Below are 18247 nucleotides of genomic sequence, written 5' to 3'. Positions count from 1 at the left end.
CAGGAACCCCGATAGCCTCTCCCATGCGCCCAGATCACGACAACGACGCCGTTGAGTTTGACGACGAAGAGTACAAAAGCAAAACCCAGGTCAAGAATGAGATGCATGCACTGCAGGATCTGGGGATGCGCCTGCTCGACCTGAAAGCGGACGTGATGGCCGCGCTCCCGATCAGCGAGCGCCTGCGTAAGGCGCTGGAGGAGACGCGCCGCATCAAGAGCAACAACGCCCTCAAGCGCCACCGCCAGTTCATTGGCAAACTGATGCGGGATGAGGATATTGAGCCCCTGCAAAAGGCGGTCGATCGCCAGGACAGCAGCAGCGCCGAATACAACCGTATTTTTCACCAGCTCGAGCGCTGGCGTGAACGCCTGATCGGCGAGGGTGATGAGGCGTTGCAGGCCTATCTGCAGGCCTACCCCAGTGCCGATATTCAGTATCTGCGACAGCTGATCCGTAACAGCCGTAAAGAGCTGGAGTTACAAAAGCCTCCCGCCAGCAGCCGTAAGCTGTTCCGCTACCTGCGGGAGCAGTCGGAGTTGGCAGAGTAGAGCGCACCGGCCCGGGAAGCCCCCGGGCCAGAAAACCCCGCAACCCGTATCAGCCGGTCCCGCCGACGGTCAGCTCGTCGATCTTCAGGGTGGGCTGGCCGACCCCCACCGGTACCGACTGACCCTCCTTACCGCACACGCCGATACCGGTATCCAGCTCCAGGTCATTGCCGACCATACTGACCCGATTCATCGCTTCAGGGCCATTGCCAATCAGGGTGGCCCCCTTGATGGGCGTCGTGATGCGTCCCTTTTCGATCAGGTAGGCCTCACTGGTGGAGAAGACAAACTTGCCCGAGGTGATGTCGACCTGGCCGCCCCCGAGGTGGGCGGTATAGATCCCGCGCTCGACCGAGGCGATGATCTCTGCGGGATCGCTCTGCCCGGCCAGCATATAGGTATTGGTCATGCGCGGCATCGGCAGGTGTGAATAGGACTCGCGCCGACCATTGCCGGTGGAGGCACCACCGCTGAGGCGGGCATTGAGCTTGTCCTGCATATAGCCCTTGAGGATCCCCTTCTCGATCAGCATGGTGCACTCGGTCGGGGTCCCCTCATCGTCCATATTCAGGGAGCCCCGGCGACCGGCCAGGGTACCGTCATCGACGATGGTACAGAGCGACGAGGCCACCTGCTCGCCGATGCGCCCGGCGTAGGCCGAGCTGCCCTTGCGATTGAAGTCTCCCTCCAGGCCGTGTCCTACCGCTTCATGAAGCAACACCCCGGACCAACCAGGCCCCAGCACCACCGGCATGGCACCGGCCGGTGCTGGGACCGCTTCCAGGTTCACCAGCGCCTGGCGTACCGCCTCCCTGGCATACTGCGAAGCTCTGCCTTCCTGCAGGAAATACTCATAGCTGCAGCGTCCACCGCCACCACTCGAACCTCGCTCCCGACGCCCCTCCTGCTCGGCGATGACACTGACGTTGAGGCGTACCAGGGGGCGGACATCGGCGGCCAGGGTACCGTCACTGGCCATCACCAGGATGGTTTCAAACAAACCGGAGAGCCCCACGGTCACCTTTTTAATGCGCGGATCCAGCGCCCGGGCCTCCGCATCCAGACGCTTCAGCAGATCCACCTTGTCCTGCTGGGCAATGGAATCAAGGGGGTTGGCGGGCGCGTACAGGTCCAGGGGTTGGCTTCGACGCCATACCGATACCTGCCGCTGCTGACCCTGGGCCGCGATGCTGCGCGCCGCCCCGGCGGCCTGCTGCAGGGCAGGCAGCACAATCTCGTTGGAGTAGGCGAAACCGGTCTTCTCCCCGCTAATCGCCCGCACCCCGACACCGCCGTCCACGTTAAAACTACCCTCGCGTACGATACCGTCATCCAGCACCCAGGACTCGTGGCGCGAGTTTTGGAAATAGAGATCGGCGGCATCCAGATTACGGCCCAGCATGCTATCGAGCACCCCTTGAAGGTGGTGCTCCGACAGCCCGGTCGGCAGTAGCAAACGCTCCTTAGCGGTATCCAGAATATCGGTCATAGTACAGCTCTTAGTCGTTGATGGACCCGTTGGGGGTCCAGAGTCGGGTCGGCAATGGGTACCACCCCGGTGGCAGTTGATGGTGTTGCAGGCTGGGTATCGACTGGCGAGCCTGCTGCAGGATGGCGGGTTCCAGGTCAACCACCAGCAGCTGGGGAGTGCTCCCTGCACTGCCACACAGTTTGCCCCAGGGGTCCACCACCATCGAGTGGCCCCAGGTAGCCCTTGCCCCCTGCTGGCCACACTGGTTGGCCGCCAGTAGATAGGCACCATTTTCGATCGCCCTGGCACGGATCAGGGGTTCCCAGTGCGCCTGCCCGGTCACTGCGGTAAAGGCCGAGGGCAAGCTGAATATCTCGGCACCCTGAAGCGCCAGCGCCCTGAAGAGTTCGGGGAAGCGGAGATCGTAACAAACCAGGGGCGCCAAACGCCCCCAGGGGGTATCGATCAGCGTCAGGTGCCGGCCGGGCTGGTAGTCCGAAGACTCCCGGTAGCGGCCTGTGGTATCGGCCACATCCACATCAAACAGATGGATCTTGTCATAGTAACTCACCTCCTGCCCCCGGCTGTCAAATACGAAACAGCGAGAGAAGGCGCGCGGATCCCCGCTGGCGGCATCAACCACGGGCAAGGTGCCGGCCACCAGCCAGAGTGCGTGGGTCGCACAAAGCGCCCCCAGGCGTTGCCGAACCGCCCCCTGGCGAACCTGCTCTACGGCCCGGCTCACCTTGCCCCCACCGAAGCTGGCCACGCACTCCGGCAACACCACCAGCTCAGCGCCCTGGGCGGCCGCCTCCTTAAGGGCCTGCTCCACCGTCCCCATATTGGTTTCCAGGTCCACCCCGGAGCTCATCTGCAGCAGGGCTACTCGGCACGCTTTCATCTACGGCTCCTCTCGGCCAGTGGTTCAACGGTCTCTACTGGCGACCGAAAAGTCGTTCCACTTTAACGCTCGGGTTATTGGCATTACCTTCAATACTGTACTTCACGCTGGCAAATTGTTGTACCTGGTCCCCCAGCAGCTTATCGAACACAAACAGCCCCCCTCCCACCACGGGATTGGCCAACAGTAGCCCCAGCAGGGGCAGGTTGGCCGTCAAGGGCAAGGTGACCACCAGCTCGGCATCCACCAGATCCTGGTTCAAATCGACGCTGCCGTTTAAGCGGAAGTTGGAGCCAGGTCCCTCCACCCGCGCAGGGGAGCGAGTGCTAATCAGACCCCCATCGAAGCCCAGGTCGATACGGGTTTTGTCAAAGGCAACCCCTGATGAAAACAGGTCAGAAAAGTCCAGCTGCAGGCGCCGGGTAATGGTGTTGACGTTCAACACTCCAAATACCCGCAGGGCACCGGCCTGGCCACCCCCCAGGTAACGGCCCTTCTCCATGCCCCCCTTAACCCAGCCATCAAGGCGCGCCACCTTGAAGGCCGCCGGACTACCGGGCCACTGCATATCAAAGTCATAAGCGCCCTTACTCGCCTCTGCGTAACGGGTCACGCCCCAGCTTTCCAGCACGCCACCCACATCGGTGGAGAACAGGGAGCCCTCTGTCAGCGTGCGGTGGACCCCATCCGCATACTGCCACTCCAGACTCCCCTTCAGGTTGATCCCCCGCACGGTGCCGGCGACCTGGTTGAAGCGAACGCCCTGTTCGAAGGGGCGAACCTGGGTGGCGATATTGCCCCAGGGCACATCACCGAAACGCAGGTCAGCAATGGAGAGGTTGAGCGACGGTAACTCAGCCGGGTTGAGTGTTTGCAGGGGGTCCGGCGCCACTTCCGGCTCGGCCGCAGGCGTAGCCTCACCCGGGAGGGGCTCCGGCGCAACCTCCTGCGCCCCAAGATAGAGACGCTGCAGGCTGACACTGAGGGGGGCTTGCGGGGTCGTCATCGACAGCTCCCCGCTGAGTTTGGGCGACTCAATGCTCAGCGACTTGGTAGCCGCCGACAACTCTCCCTCCACCTCGAGCGCTTCAAACTGCTGGTCAAAGGCCTGCAACACACCCAACTGCAGTTTTTCGATGCGCAGGGGTACCCCTACCTCCGGTGAGGCGGGAGCGCTCTGCTGCAGGGGGGCCGACCACTCCAGCCACTCCTCCAGTGCCAGTTGCTCAATGCGACCACCCACTACCCAGGCTTCAGGGTTGGGGGGCAGTACCGGGTTACCCTCTCCGAAAGTGATGGCCCCACCCGGCACGCGCCCATCGCGACTGAGCACCCGGCCCGCCAACAGGGATCCATAGCGCCAACCGATTCGCATCTCGCCAGCCTCCTCGACGCTCACCTGCAGTCGCTGTGAGGTCGAGGGGGGTTTGCCCAGTGGTGCCGGAAGGTGGACCTCCACCCCCTGCAGCTGGGTCAGGATATCGGTCCGCGAAACGACACGCTCCCCCTTGCGCTCAATCACCACTCCCCCCCGATAAGGGGTCACCCCGGTGATCTGCTCGCGGGCCAGCTGGATCAGCGAGGACTGACCCTGAAGTTGCTCCAGCCACTGGTACAGTCGCTCGAGCACCAGGGTGCCCGAGAAGCTGAAGCGGGCGAACTGGTTGTCCTGCTGTGTCGGCACCGCCTTAAGGGTTGCCGGCTCTCCCAGCAGTTTCAGTTTCAAGTTGTCACTGGTTAAGCCGCTAGCCGTGTCGTAACGCAAGCGGCCCTTCAGCGACTCCAGCGCCAGTTTCAGCGGCACCAGCTCGAAGCGGTTGTTATCGAACCCTACCTCCACCCGATAGCGGTCCTCGCCCTCACCCAGGGGGATCTTCAGGTCGAGATCCACCGCCAGATCCCCCTCAAGCCGCCAGTCGTCGGCAGCGCCGCCCAGCAGGGTCGCGATCGGCGTCTCACGCAGCAACCGCAATGCGGTGGCACTGCTGCTCGAGGCCTTGCCCTCAACACTCAGCAGAGGCACGCCTCCCCGGACGGTGCGGGGAACCCGCACCTGCAACGACTCAACCGGTGCTCCCCAAATCCGGGCGCTGGTGCTGTCTACTCGAACGGCACTGTCGTTAATCACCACCAGCGCATCAACTTCCTCGGCGGCGGGCCAGTCGGGGGCGTAATCAACGGTCGCCTGTTCCACATCGAAAAACAGGCCAACACTGAAGTCATTATCGTTATCCACATCCTCGAGGACGCCATTCATCATGAAAGCACCCTCACGAATCGAACCCGCCACCAGCCCGCGGTCGAGCCAGGCCACCAGAGCTTCGCTGAGCCCACTGTCCCCCACCGGTAGATACTTGCCCGCAAAGCGTGCGTCGCCATTGCGAATCCCCGCCTGCAAGCCCATGGCGATCGGACGCTCGTCGAAAGGAATATCGAGACGGAACTGACCGTGCACCTCCCCCTCATCACCCTCAAGGTGGATATTTTCGGTCATCAGTGAGTACTGGTTATCGGCGATCTCCCAGTACAGGAACCCTTGGGCTTTGCGGTAGTGCCAGGGCTCCCGAAACAGCTTGGTCAGGCCCAGGGTAAACTGGCTGGAATCCAGTTTGATGTAGCCTGACTCGCGGGAGGCGCGAACAAAGGCATTGATACCCTTGCCAGAGGGTGCGCTGCGCCAGGCATCCACCGCCACATCCACCAGATGAGCGCTGACCTCAAAATCCTCCTGCTGCGGCAGGTAGTGCAAGCGCACCCGCTCGAGCGTCCCCGAGGGGTTGAGGGTCGAGAGCAGATCGAGGGGGAGCTTGCTGAGCAGGGCATTACCCAGCAGCAGCGCTTTTATTTGATCCAGATCGAGCTCGGGAACACCCAGGGTGACTGCTCCGTCCGTATCCCCCTCCAGGTACAGGTCGGTGCGCGGCCACTGGTAGCCTCCCATGGCAAAGTGGATCTCTTGCAGCCACAGGCGCCACTGATCACCGGGTCGGTAATCAGCGGCTAACTCAACCCCCAGGTCAGTCAGCACCTGTTCACGACCATCGAGTTCAAACTGCAGCCGCCCGACATCCATATTCCCCCGAGCCACCCAGCGCTGGCCATCCCAGCTCAACCACAATGAGGGTTTGAGGCTGAGGGCGCGCACCCGCGGATCCAGCACCTCCCGGGCCAAGGGCCCCAGCGCCAGCATGTCCCCCCCCAGATAGGCATTGAGCCGCAGCTGGGAGAGGTCACTGTAATCGCCCTCAAGGGTGGCCGTCAGGTGCAGCCGCTGCTGGAAACCGACCCGGCCACGCAGCTCGAGCTGGATTTTCCCCTGCGGCAGGTCCACCAGGTCCAGTTGCAGCCGGTCGATGGTGCGAGCCGCTGCCTGCCAGGGTTGCAACTGAACCCGACTGTCGATGAGCTGGATATGATCCTGCCGCTCCACCTGTTGGACAAAGACCGATAGCCATTCGGTCAGGGGGGGCTGTTCGGAACCGGATTCCGCGCTCGGCTCCCAGCCCGCGAGGGACCACTGCCCCTCCTCGTTCTCTGCCAGGTAGAGCTCAAGTCCCTCAATCAGTAACTCCCGCACCGAAGGGCTGCGGGCCCGCAGCGAGCCAAAAAAGTCCAGCTCCACCGACAAGGATGCCAGCAAAATGTTCGCGCTCACCCCCTCCTTTGAGGCTCTGGGAGCGATCGTGACCTGACCGGCCACCAGGGCCGGGTTAAACCCCCTGAACTGCCCCTCCAGAGACTCGATGGACACCTGGGCACCCAGCTGTCGGGAAAGCTCCGCTTCGAGCTCCCCCCGATAGTTTTCCAGAAAGGGTAACAGCAGGCGTCCAGCCACAAGGTAGGCACCCAGTAACAGGGCCAGCGCCAGGGCGACAAACCAGGTACTGCGTGAGAGATGGAGGGCAAATCGTTTCATCATTGCATGCCCGGCGCGGCAGGGGCACCGCCGATTATTCTATAGCAACACCACATCAAACTGCTCCTGGGAGTACATGGGCTCAACCTGAAATTTGATGGGGCGGTTGATGAACTCCTCCAGGTCCGCCACATTGCCCGACTCCTCATCCAGCAGCCGGTCCACTACCGACTGCGACGCCCGCACCAGGTAGGACTCACTGTCGTAGGCCCGAGCCTCCCGCAGAATCTCGCGAAACACCTCGTAGCAGACGGTATCGGCGGTCTTCAGGGTGCCCCGCCCTTCACAGGTGGGGCAGCTTTCGCAGAGCACGTTCTCCAGGCTTTCGCGGGTCCGCTTGCGGGTCATCTCCACCAGCCCCAGCTCGGAAACGCCGGTGATGTTGGTTTTGGCGTGATCCCTCTCCATCGCCTTTTCCAGGGTGCGCAGCACCTGGCGCTGGTGCTCGGGGTCATCCATATCGATAAAGTCGAGGATGATAATGCCCCCGAGGTTCCTCAAGCGCAGCTGGCGGGCAATGGCCGTGGCGGCCTCGAGGTTGGTCTTGAAGATCGTCTCCTCCAGGTTACGGTGCCCCACGAAGCCACCCGTGTTGACGTCGATGGTGGTCATCGCCTCGGTCTGGTCGATGATCAGGTAACCCCCTGACTTGAGCTGTACTTTACGACCCAACGCCTTCTGGATCTCATCTTCCACACTGTAGAGGTCAAAAATGGGGCGCTCACCCGGGTAATACTCCACCCGCCCCTTCACCTCGGGGAGCAGCTTGTCGACAAACTTTTCCACCTTCTGGAAGGTTTCGCGGGAGTCGATACGGATCTTCTCGATATCGGGCTCCGCCAGGTCCCGCAGGGTACGCAGATGCAGCGGCAGGTCCTCATAGACATTGGCGGGGGCCTTGCCCGACTTGATGGTCTCGGAGATCGTCTTCCACAACCGCTGCAGGTAGCGGATATCGGCCACCACCTCCGGCTCCCCCACACCCTCAGCCGCCGTGCGCAGGATAAAACCCGCCTCGGTTCCCTCCCCGAGGCCTGCCAGGGCATTTTCCACCAGGGCCTTAAGCCGGTCCCGCTCCTCGGGCTGCTCAATGCGCAGGGAGATGCCGACATGGTTCGAATCGGGCATCAACACCAGATAGCGAGCCGGAATGGAAATATGGGTGGTGAGCCTGGCCCCCTTGGTGCCCAGCGGGTCCTTGGTGACCTGCACAACCAGGGATTGGCCATCGTGGACCAGCTGGTTGATGGGGAGTTCTTCCGTTGCCTCGCCCTTGCGACCAATCTCACTGGCGTGGATAAAGGCCGCCCGCTCCAGGCCAATATCCACAAAGGCGGCCTGCATGCCCGGCAGCACCCGGACCACCTTGCCCTTATAGATATTACCCACCAGGCCACGCTTCTGGGGTCGCTCTATGTAGACCTCCTGCAGCACCCCATTTTCCACCACCGCCACGCGCGATTCCATCGGCGTGATGTTCATCAGTATCTCTTCACTCATGGAAGCACCCGATTACTGTTAATCCCTTTAGTATACCCAATAGGGCACTCCAAACTGCGCCAATAGCTCTGCGGTTTCCGCCAACGGCAACCCCACCACAGCGCTGTAGCTACCCTCGATGCGCTGAACAAAGAGGGCACCTTTGCCCTGGATGCCGTAGCTGCCGGCTTTATCGGCCGCCTCACCACTGTCCCAATAGCGCTGCGCCAGGGATTCGGTTACCGCTCCGAACCAGACCCGGGTGGCAATGAGGCGAGTCTGCACAGATCCCCCATCGCTGATCGCGACCGCCGTCAGCACCCGGTGTTCCCGACCCGACAGGGCCAGCAGCATGCTGACCGCCTCCTCCCGGCAAGCGGGCTTGCCCAGGATCCTGTCGCCCAGTACGACCGTGGTATCGGCGCACAGGACCGGTAGCGGGGAGGCGTGGGGACGCTCAGATAGCGCTGCCCTTACCTTCTCCTGCGCCATGCGCACAACGTAATCTTCGGGCACCTCGCCGGCCAGCGGGGTCTCATCGATCTCAACCGACAGGGACTCGAAGCTGACGCCGATCTGGCGCAGCAGCTCGCGGCGACGTGGCGAATTGGAGGCCAGGTAAAGCGAGGCTGAGGTCATGGCTTCCCTCCGTTAGGAACAGGCGGTTCAGTTAATTCGAAAGCGACGCCGCAGGTCACGCAGGATCAGGAATAACCAGGGCCAGATAACCGCACTGGAGATCGCTGGCAACAGGAAGCTGAGGTCCGGGGCCACCGCCCCCGTGACACTGCGAACCCATAGGGCCACCATCTGGTAGAGCCCTATGGCAACAAACACGATCAGCGACTGCTGTGGCAACGGGAACATCCGCATGCGCCGGTGCAGGCGCATCATGATGTAGGCCACCACCACCATGCCCAACGCATTCTGGCCCAGCAGGGTACCCTGAATGACATCCAGCATGAGGCCGGCACTCCAGGCCCAGCCCACGCCAATCCGCTCGGGGAGCGCCAGCACCCAGTAGATCGCCACCAGCGCCACCCACTCCGGGCGCACCAGCACCCCCCATCCCGGGAGGGGGATGACCGCCAGCAACAGGGCGGCCACAAAGCTCAACAGGATAACCATCCCGCCGCGGGGCCTCTGCTCACTCATCAACCGGCTCCTTGGGTGGCGTGCCACTGACTACCGGATGAGGGCGCTCGGTAAACACCAACAGCAGGTGACTGCTGCGGTTGAGTCGGGCACTGGGGCGAACCTTGACAAAGGCGAAAGGCCGACCGGGATCATGGACCACCGACACCACGGTTCCCACCGGGTATCCGCTGGGAAAGCGCTGCCCCAGTCCCGAGCTGATCAGGAGGTCACCTTCCACAATCTCGGCGGTGTTGGGGACATGGCGCAGGATCAACTCATCCAGCTGTCCGGTGCCGCTGGCAATCGCGCGAACGCCATTACGGTTCACCTTGACCGGCAGGCTGTGGCTATTGTCGGAGATCAGCAGCACACGGCTCATCAGGGGGCTCACTTCAATCACCTGGCCAAACAACCCCTCCGCATCAAGCACCGGCTGTCCCACAAAGACCCCGTCACGGGAGCCTTTGTTGACCACCACCTGATGGCGGTAGGGATCCGGATCGACCCCGATCAGCTCCGCAACCAGTACACGATCATCGAGCAGCGCTGAAGAGTTGAGCAGCTCTCGCAAACGAACGTTCTCGGCGGTCAGCGCTGCCAGCTTCTGCAGGCGGCGCTCCAGCACCATGTTCTCGGTGCGCAGGCTGCTGTTCTCCTGCTCCAGGTCGCCGCGGGTTTTGATGGCATCGCTAACGCCCTGCCACAGGCTGGCAGGCACATTGGCCATCCACTGCACCGGCGTCACCAGCAGGCTGAGCCAGGCACGGGTCGTTTCCAGGTAAGAGTAACGGTGATCCACTACCATCAACCCCAGCGACAATATCGCCAGAAGCACAACACGAGTTGCGACCGAGGGGCCCTTGGTAAAGATGGGTTTAATGTCCAGCTCCCGACAAATTACGCGAAGATGATATTACCTCGAAAAACAGAAACGGCGCCCAACCAAGGGCTGGACGCCGGACAGCACCCAGGCCGAATCACTCCGTGGAGAGCAGATCTGCAGCGTGCTGATCCATGATCTCGAGGGCGCGACCTCCTCCTCGGGCCACACAGGTCAGCGGATCTTCCGCGACGATCACCGGCAGGCCGGTCTCTTCGCTGAGCAGGCGATCGAGGTCACGCAGCAGGGCACCGCCGCCGGTCAGTACCAGACCGCGGGTGGCGATATCCGATGCCAGCTCAGGGGGGGACTGCTCGAGGGCACTCTTGACCGCCTGAACGATGGCCGCCAGGGACTCCTGCAGGGCGTCGAGAATTTCGTTGCTGTTGAGGGTGAAGCTGCGCGGAACTCCCTCGGCCAGGTTACGACCCCGAACATCGATCTCGCGAACCTCTTCACCCGGATAGGCACAGCCCACTTCCTGCTTGATCCGCTCCGCGGTGGAGTCACCGATCAGGCTACCGTAGTTACGACGCACATAGGTAACAATCGCCTCATCGAAGCGGTCTCCGCCCACTCGAACCGACTCGGAGTAAACCACCCCGTTGAGGGAGATAATGGCGATCTCGGTGGTGCCACCACCGATATCCACCACCATGGAGCCTTGCGCCTCCTCAACCGGCAGTCCGGCACCGATGGCCGCCGCCATGGGCTCCTCAATCAAATAGACCTCACGGGCACCCGCCCCCAGGGCGGACTCTCGAATCGCTCGACGCTCTACCTGGGTCGACTTGCAGGGCACGCACACCAGCACCCGCGGACTGGGCTGCATAAAGCTGCCTTCGTGAACCCGGTTAATAAAGTGCTGCAACATCTTCTCGGTAACATTGAAATCGGCGATGACACCGTCCTTCATCGGACGGATCGCAGAGATATTTCCAGGGGTACGACCCAGCATGCGCTTGGCGTCTGCACCCACCGCCGCCACACTTTTCTGGTTACCATGGTGTCGGATGGCGACGACCGAGGGCTCATTCAACACGATCCCTTTATCGCGAACGTAGATCAGGGTATTGGCAGTTCCCAGATCAATGGAAAGATCGCTGGAGAACAGGCCCCGCAATTTTTTAAACATCAGCTGATAATCCTAATAAGAACAAAGATTTCCGGAGTGCAGCAAACTCTATCAACGCCTGCGTAATAGAGCAACAACTGCTCGATAATCTTGTGTATTAGCGCCTGTTTTCTCCCGCCTTATACGCAAGCCGATGGTAGATCCCGGCTTTTATACGCCAACACCCTACACAGGGGACAAGCAACGAAAAATCGGGGTACAATGCTGCCCTTTACCTTCCCCTATCAGATCCCAGCCTGTTGCTGCGACGACGGAGAACCGCCATGGCCCTCGACCGTGAAGATGTAAAGCGCATCGCACACCTTGCACGACTCTCGATCGACGAGAGCGATATCGAAAAGACCTCCACCACCCTGAGCGATATCCTGCAACTGGTCGACCAGATGCAGGCGGTCGACACCGCCCAGGTAGCCCCCCTGGCGCACCCGCTGGACGCCGTACAACGACTGCGTGTCGACCAGGTCACCGAAACCGATCAACGCGACGCCTACCAGCAGATCGCCCCGGCTACCGAAGCCGGCCTCTACCTGGTTCCCAAGGTGATCGACTGACCCCTTTGAAGCCCTCCGATTTCAGGACCCTTAACGCAATGCACAACAAGACCATCGCAGAGCTCTCCCGCGCCCTGGCCGCCGGCGAGTTCAGCAGCCAGGAGCTGACCCGCCACTACCTGGATCGTATCCAGCGGCTGGACAACCAGTTCAACAGTTTCATCAGCGTCACCGAAGAGCGCGCCATGGCGGATGCGGCCGCTGCCGACCAGCGTATCCAGAGCGGAAACGCGGCGCCCCTAACCGGGATCCCGATCGCCCACAAGGATATCTTCTGCACCCAGGGGATCCGCACCAGTGCCGGCTCACGCATGCTCGACAACTTCATCGCCCCCTACGAGTCAACGGTGACTGCCAACCTGGCAGCGGCCGGCACCGTGCTGCTGGGCAAGACCAATATGGATGAGTTCGCCATGGGCTCCTCCAATGAAAACAGCTACTACGGTGCGGTGAAAAACCCCTGGGATACCGCGGCCATTGCCGGCGGCTCCTCCGGTGGCTCCGCTGCTGCCGTGGCGGCGCGCCTGACGCCCGCGGCCACCGGCACCGACACCGGCGGTTCCATCCGCCAGCCCGCCTCCCACTGCGGTATCACCGGTATCAAACCCACCTACGGAAGGGTCTCCCGCTGGGGCATGATCGCCTACGCCTCCAGCCTCGACCAGGCCGGCCCCATGGCCCGCACCTCCGAGGACGCTGCTCTGCTGCTGCAGGCGATGGCGGGCCTCGACCCCAAGGACTCCACCAGCGTCGACCAGCCGGTTGAGGATTACAGCGCCCGCCTCAACGACTCTCTCGATGGGCTGCGCATCGGTATTCCCCGCGAGTTCTTCGCCGACGGCCTCGACAGTGGCGTAGAGCAGTGCATCCGCGACGCCATCGCCGAGTTGGAAAAACTGGGGGCCAGGGTGACCGAGATTAGCCTGCCCAACTCGCAGCTGTCGGTGCCCGCCTACTACGTGATCGCCCCGGCCGAAGCCTCCTCCAACCTGTCGCGCTTCGACGGGGTCCGCTACGGCTACCGCTGCGACAACCCCACCGATCTCGAGGACCTTTACACCCGCTCCCGCGGCGAAGGCTTCGGGGCCGAGGTAAAGCGTCGAATCCTGGTGGGTAGCTACGCGCTCTCCGCCGGTTACTACGACGCCTACTACATCCAGGCGCAAAAGATCCGGCGCCTGATCAAAAATGATTTTGTCTCTGCTTTTGGGCAGGTGGACGTCATCGTCGGCCCCACCGCCCCTACCCCCGCCTTTAACCTGGGCGAGAAGTCGGACGATCCGGTCGCCATGTATCTGTCCGACATCTATACCCTGTCGACCAACCTGGCCGGACTGCCCGGAATGAGCATCCCCGCCGGCCAATCCGCAGGACGCCCCGTCGGCCTGCAACTGATCGGCAACTATTTCAGCGAAGCACGCCTGCTCAATATCGCCCACCGCTTCCAGCAGGCGACCGACTGGCACCAGCAGGCACCGGCCAGCGCCGACGCATAACAGAGACGTTCGCCCCGGGCGAACCCGACGAGAGGTTGATACGATGGATTGGGAAGTTGTTATCGGGCTGGAGATTCATGTCCAGCTGGCGACCCAAAGCAAGATTTTCTCCGGCGCCAGCACCGCCTACGGCGCCGAGCCCAACACCCAGGCCTGCCTGGTGGACCTGGGTATGCCCGGCATCCTGCCGGTGGTCAACGAGCAGGCTTACCGTTACGCGGTGATGTTTGGGCTGGCGATCAATGCCGAGATCAACAAGCGCTCCTACTTCGAGCGCAAGAACTATTTCTACCCCGACCTGCCCAAGGGCTACCAGACCACCCAGCTGGAGCAGCCTATTGTGGGCGCTGGCTTTGTGGACATTCGGCTCGAGGATGGCAGCCACAAGCGAGTCCGCATCCACCACGCTCACCTGGAGGAGGATGCGGGCAAGTCCCTGCATGAGGACTTCCACGGCATGAGCGGTATCGACCTCAACCGTGCCGGTACCCCTTTGATCGAGGTGGTCACCGAGCCCGATATGCGCTCAGCGGCCGAGGCGGTGGCCTTCGCCAAAAAGCTGCACTCCATCGTCACTTCGCTGGAGATCTGCGACGGCGAGATGTCCCAGGGTTCCATGCGCTTTGACGTCAACGTCTCCGTTCGCCCCCGTGGCAGCGATACCCTGGGCACCCGCACCGAAACCAAGAACCTCAACTCCTTTCGCTTTATGGAGGAGGCGATCAAGCTCGAGGTGGAGCGCCAGATCGACCTGATCGAGGATGGCGGCAAGGTGGTACAGGAGACCCGTCTCTACAACGGCGACACCCGCACCGCCCGCTCCATGCGTTCCAAGGAGGAGGCCAACGACTACCGCTACTTCCCCTGCCCGGACCTGCTGCCGGTGGAGATCGACGACGCCTTTATCGAGTCGGCGCGCGACGCGCTGCCCGAGCTTCCCGATGCCCGCGTAGAGCGTTTTATCAACCGCTACCAGCTCTCCGAATACGACGCCTCGGTACTGGCCCCCGAGCGTGCCACCGCCACCTACTTCGAGACCGTGGCCAACACCTGCAGCGATGCCAAGCTGGCCGCCAACTGGGTGATGGGGGAGCTGGCCAGTCGCCTCAACCGCGAAGGGCTGGAGATCAGCCATAGCCCGGTCGACGCCCAACACCTGGGTGAGATGCTGCTGCGGATCAAGGATGACACCATCTCTGGCAAAGGCGCCAAAACAGTGTTCGAGGCGATGTGGAACGGCGAGGGCCATGCCGATGCCATCATCGAAAGCAAGGGGCTGCGCCAGGTCTCCGACAGCGGTGCCCTGGAGGCGATGATCGACGAAGTAATGGCGGCCAACCCGGCGCAGGTAGAGCAGTACCGTGCCAGCGACGAGGCCAAGCGCGGCAAGATGATCGGTTTCTTTGTGGGGCAGATCATGAAGGCCTCGCGGGGCAGCGCCAACCCGGGACAGGTGAACAAACTGCTGCTCAGCAAGCTGAACGGCTAACACTGCCCATAAAAAAACCCGCCAAGGCGGGTTTTTTTATGGGCGAGAGGAGTGGATTACTTCTCCCCCCGGGTGACCTCAACCCCTTCGTAGCGATCCTCCCCCTTCTCATGGGGAAGCAGCAGGTTAAGCACCACGGCGACCAGTGCGCAGAGGCCCACCCCCTGCATACTGAAATCCTCGGTTCCCAGGCTCATGCCCCCGATACCGGTGACCAGCACCAGTGAGACGATCGCCAGGTTACGCGCCTTGGAGAGGTCCACCTGCGCCTTGATGAGGGTATTCAGCCCCACCACCGCTATGGAACCGAACAGCAGCATCAGGATACCGCCCATCACCGGTACCGGGATGGTCTGCAGCAGCACGCCCACCTTGCCGATAAAGGCCAGCCCCACCGCAAACACCGCCGCCCAGGTCATGATCTTGGGGTTAAATGCCTTGGTCAGCATGACCGCACCGGTCACTTCGGAGTAGGTGGTGTTGGGCGGACCGCCGACCATGGAGGCGGCCGTGGTCGCCAGGCCATCCCCCAACAGGGTGCGGTGCAGGCCCGGTTTTTTAAGGTAATCCTTGCCGGTGACATTGCTGATGGCCAGCACGTCCCCCACATGCTCAATGGCCGGAGCGATGGCCACCGGGATCATGAACAGCACCGCACTCCAGTTCCACTCCGGCGCCACAAAGTTGGGCAGCGCAAACCAGGCCGCTTCCCCCACCTTGGTAAAGTCGACGATGCCGAAGAAGACCGACAGCAGGTAACCGAATATAACCCCGACCATAATGGGGATCAGCCTGAAGATGCCGCGTCCCAGGGTAGCCACCAGCAGGGTTACCAGCAGCGAGGCCAGGGAGATGGTGAGAGCCACATCCTTGGCCACCAGCTGGATCGCCCCGTCGCCGGTTTTACCCAGCGCCATATTGACCGCCACCGGTGCCAGGCCGAGACCGATCACCATAATTACCGGCCCCACCACCACCGGCGGCAGGATACGATGCAGGAAACCGCTGCCGCGCAGCTTCACCACCGCGCTGAGGGCAATGTACAGCACCCCCGCCGCCGCCAGGCCGCCCAGGGTGGCGGGTAGCCCCCAGTTCTGGGTGGAGACGATAATCGGCGCGATAAAGGCAAAGGAGGAGGCCAGGAAAACCGGCACCTGACGCCCGGTGACCAGTTGAAAAATCAGTGTCCCCACCCCGGCGGTGAAGAGCGCCACGTTGGGATCCATACCGGTCAGCAGCGGCATCAGTACCAGGGCACCGAAGGCCACAAATAGCATCTGTGCCCCGGACAGCACCAGCTGCGCTCCCCCCTGTTCTCCCCCTGTCGAGCTTGTCATACCCCATATCTCCTGTTGTTGTATTTGCTGTTCGCGACTCCCTCGCGGGTGCCTGCTTGCTTATTTGGTACCAAAGATCTTGTCACCCGCATCCCCCAGACCCGGGATGATATAGCCGTGCTCGTTGAGCCCCTGGTCAACCGAAGCGGTAAACAGCTCAACATCGGGGTGCGCCGCCTGCAGCTTGGCGATCCCCTCCGGGGCCGCCACCAGCACCAGTGAGCGAATGTCACGACAGCCAGCCTTCTTCAGCATATCGATGGCGGCAATCATTGAGCCGCCGGTGGCCAGCATCGGATCCACCACCAGGGCGATCCGCTGGTCGATCTTGCCCACCAGCTTTTCGAAATAGGCGACCGGCTCCAGGGTCTCTTCGTCGCGATAGAGCCCTACCACACTGACCTTGGCGCTGGGTACCAGCTCAAAAACCCCATCGAGCATCCCCAGCCCGGCGCGCAGTATCGGTACAATGGTGATCTTCTTGCCCTTCACCTGCTGCACGGTCATGCGACCACACCAGCCATCGATCTCCACCTCTTCCAGCTGCAGGTCCTTGGTCGCCTCATAGGTCAGCAGCGCCCCAACCTCACCTGCCAGGCTACGGAACGCCTTGGTGCTGATCCCCTCTTTACGCATGATGCCCAGTTTGTGCTTAACCAGCGGGTGATTGATCTCATGAACGCTCATCTGACCTGTTTAACTCCTGCAGCTATCGGTAACAAAGGCTCCCTGATCAGGCCCACCCCAGGGGGGCGGCCGCCAAACAATCTGGCCAATTCAGGAGCGCGAAATGGGAAGGGGTACCGGGTAGGGGTATCCGAGGGATCGTCCCGGGTCACTATTCTATCGGGGCGGCCATGACGGGGGCAATCAAAAATCCCGCCAAGCTTGCCCTTCAACCGCAAGAGGGGTAAGGTTGCGCGTTTATTTCCCCCACCCTTTTTATGTCACCAGCCGGGGTCCCTATGTCGATTGATCTGGACGAAATCAAGCAGGTATACGCCGAAGCGGACTGCATCTTTACCAATGCGCAGGTGGAGACCGCCCTCGAGCGGATGGCCACGGAAATCAGCGATCGCCTCAGGGATGCCAACCCGCTGATCTACACCATCATGAATGGCGGCCTGGTGACCGGCGGAAAGCTCCTGACCCACCTCGAATTCCCCCTCCAGGCCGGTTATATGCACGCCACCCGTTACCGTAATGAAACCTCCGGCGGCAAACTCGACTGGCTGGTTCGTCCCACCCATTCGATGGAGGGGCGGACGGTACTGGTGGTGGACGACATCCTCGACGAGGGGCACACCCTGGTTGAAGTGGTTGAGCATTGCCGCAGCCTGGGCGCTAGCGAAGTCTTGACCGCGGTGTTGATCGACAAGCTGCACGAGCGCAAGGCGATCCCCGGCATGAAACCCGACTTCGCCGCCCTGGAGATCGAGGACCGTTTCATTTTCGGCTACGGGCTCGATTACAAGGGCTACTGGCGTAACGCCCCCGGTATCTTCGCCCTCAAGGGCCACTGACCCCTACACCAGAGGAGCCTGCCTATGCAGCACAAAGACAAACAGAAAGTGATCGGCGAGGAGCTGACCGATGAGCGCATCAAGGGGCTGCTGGAACTGCGCAACGAACAGGGTGCTGTCGATGACTTTCATCTGTTGACCCGTGCCTACCGTGCATTGCGGGCCGGGGATTTCGAGCGTTTCATCCAGTTTTATTGTGCCGAAGGGCACGACATCAACGCCCGTGACGCTCGCGGCCAGAGCTTCCTTAGCGTGCTCGACAGCCACGACCAGGCCGTCCCCTACCGTGAAATCCTGCTTAATGCCGGTGCCAGAGCCGACGCCTGAGTCACTCCCGGCAACCTGTGCGCACAGCCAGCGCGCCCTGACAGGCTGCCGGAA

General features: G+C 62.0%; 16 protein-coding genes. 6 read left to right on the top strand and 10 right to left on the bottom strand.

The features are described 5' to 3' along the window. Window positions 1-23 precede the first annotated feature (23 nt). Window positions 24-551, top strand: coding sequence for a ribosome biogenesis factor YjgA (yjgA, locus tag D0544_RS00910; protein ID WP_125013944.1), 528 nt, complete (start codon window positions 24-26; stop codon window positions 549-551). A 49-nt stretch (window positions 552-600) separates the two neighbouring features. Here the strand turns inward: yjgA and tldD are convergent, their stop codons facing one another. From tldD to D0544_RS00870, 8 genes are all read right to left on the bottom strand, one after another. Further along, window positions 601-2040 (bottom strand): metalloprotease TldD, encoded by a 1440-nt coding sequence (gene tldD, locus D0544_RS00905; RefSeq protein WP_125013942.1) that lies wholly within the window; start codon window positions 2038-2040, stop codon window positions 601-603. A gap of 10 nt (window positions 2041-2050) precedes the next feature. Beyond that, window positions 2051-2923, bottom strand: coding sequence for a carbon-nitrogen hydrolase family protein (locus D0544_RS00900; protein WP_125013940.1), 873 nt, complete (start codon window positions 2921-2923; stop codon window positions 2051-2053). A 34-nt stretch (window positions 2924-2957) separates the two neighbouring features. Then, complete coding sequence (locus D0544_RS00895; protein WP_125013938.1) at window positions 2958-6842, bottom strand: YhdP family protein; 3885 nt, start codon at window positions 6840-6842, stop codon at window positions 2958-2960. A 36-nt stretch (window positions 6843-6878) separates the two neighbouring features. Then, on the bottom strand, window positions 6879-8339 hold the full coding sequence (rng, locus tag D0544_RS00890; protein WP_125013936.1) for a ribonuclease G: 1461 nt from the start codon (window positions 8337-8339) through the stop codon (window positions 6879-6881). 27 nt (window positions 8340-8366) lie between these two features. Further along, window positions 8367-8957, bottom strand: coding sequence for a Maf family protein (locus D0544_RS00885; protein ID WP_125013934.1), 591 nt, complete (start codon window positions 8955-8957; stop codon window positions 8367-8369). Window positions 8958-8984: 27 nt separating this feature from the next. After that, window positions 8985-9473, bottom strand: a complete 489-nt coding sequence (gene mreD, locus D0544_RS00880) for a rod shape-determining protein MreD (protein ID WP_125013932.1) — start codon at window positions 9471-9473, stop codon at window positions 8985-8987. After that, entirely contained in the window at window positions 9466-10326 is an 861-nt protein-coding gene (mreC, locus tag D0544_RS00875; protein WP_207905822.1) for a rod shape-determining protein MreC, read from the bottom strand. Before mreC ends, mreD begins: the two co-directional genes overlap by 8 nt. 106 nt (window positions 10327-10432) lie before the next feature. Next, the gene (locus tag D0544_RS00870) at window positions 10433-11470 is read right to left on the bottom strand and encodes a rod shape-determining protein (protein ID WP_125013928.1); all 1038 of its coding nucleotides are present in this window, start codon (window positions 11468-11470) and stop codon (window positions 10433-10435) included. A 263-nt stretch (window positions 11471-11733) separates the two neighbouring features. Here D0544_RS00870 and gatC point away from each other — a divergent pair, with 263 nt between their 5' ends. The 3 genes from gatC to gatB are packed head-to-tail and all read left to right on the top strand — an operon-like array spanning window position 11734 to window position 15006. Beyond that, the gene (gatC, locus tag D0544_RS00865; protein WP_125013926.1) at window positions 11734-12021 is read left to right on the top strand and encodes an Asp-tRNA(Asn)/Glu-tRNA(Gln) amidotransferase subunit GatC; all 288 of its coding nucleotides are present in this window, start codon (window positions 11734-11736) and stop codon (window positions 12019-12021) included. A gap of 38 nt (window positions 12022-12059) precedes the next feature. Continuing rightward, on the top strand, window positions 12060-13517 hold the full coding sequence (gene gatA / locus D0544_RS00860) for an Asp-tRNA(Asn)/Glu-tRNA(Gln) amidotransferase subunit GatA (protein WP_125013924.1): 1458 nt from the start codon (window positions 12060-12062) through the stop codon (window positions 13515-13517). 43 nt (window positions 13518-13560) lie between these two features. After that, window positions 13561-15006, top strand: coding sequence for an Asp-tRNA(Asn)/Glu-tRNA(Gln) amidotransferase subunit GatB (gene gatB, locus D0544_RS00855; protein WP_125013922.1), 1446 nt, complete (start codon window positions 13561-13563; stop codon window positions 15004-15006). Window positions 15007-15062: 56 nt separating this feature from the next. On the opposite strand, the gene D0544_RS00850 is transcribed toward gatB, so the two are convergent. After that, entirely contained in the window at window positions 15063-16343 is a 1281-nt protein-coding gene (locus D0544_RS00850) for a uracil-xanthine permease family protein (RefSeq protein ID WP_125013920.1), read from the bottom strand. A 60-nt stretch (window positions 16344-16403) separates the two neighbouring features. Further along, entirely contained in the window at window positions 16404-17030 is a 627-nt protein-coding gene (gene upp, locus D0544_RS00845) for a uracil phosphoribosyltransferase (protein ID WP_125013918.1), read from the bottom strand. A 278-nt stretch (window positions 17031-17308) separates the two neighbouring features. Between upp and D0544_RS00840 the strand changes: the two genes are divergently transcribed. Further along, window positions 17309-17866, top strand: a complete 558-nt coding sequence (locus tag D0544_RS00840; protein ID WP_125013916.1) for a hypoxanthine-guanine phosphoribosyltransferase — start codon at window positions 17309-17311, stop codon at window positions 17864-17866. 24 nt (window positions 17867-17890) lie between these two features. Beyond that, entirely contained in the window at window positions 17891-18193 is a 303-nt protein-coding gene (locus D0544_RS00835; RefSeq protein ID WP_125013914.1) for a PA4642 family protein, read from the top strand. Window positions 18194-18247: the final 54 nt, after the last annotated feature.

Origin of the sequence: Aestuariirhabdus litorea (assembly GCF_003864255.1) — a bacterium.
Taxonomy (GTDB): domain Bacteria; phylum Pseudomonadota; class Gammaproteobacteria; order Pseudomonadales; family Aestuariirhabdaceae; genus Aestuariirhabdus; species Aestuariirhabdus litorea.
Note: the sequence above shows the minus strand (reverse complement) of the source record. Positions and strands in the feature narration are given on the sequence as shown.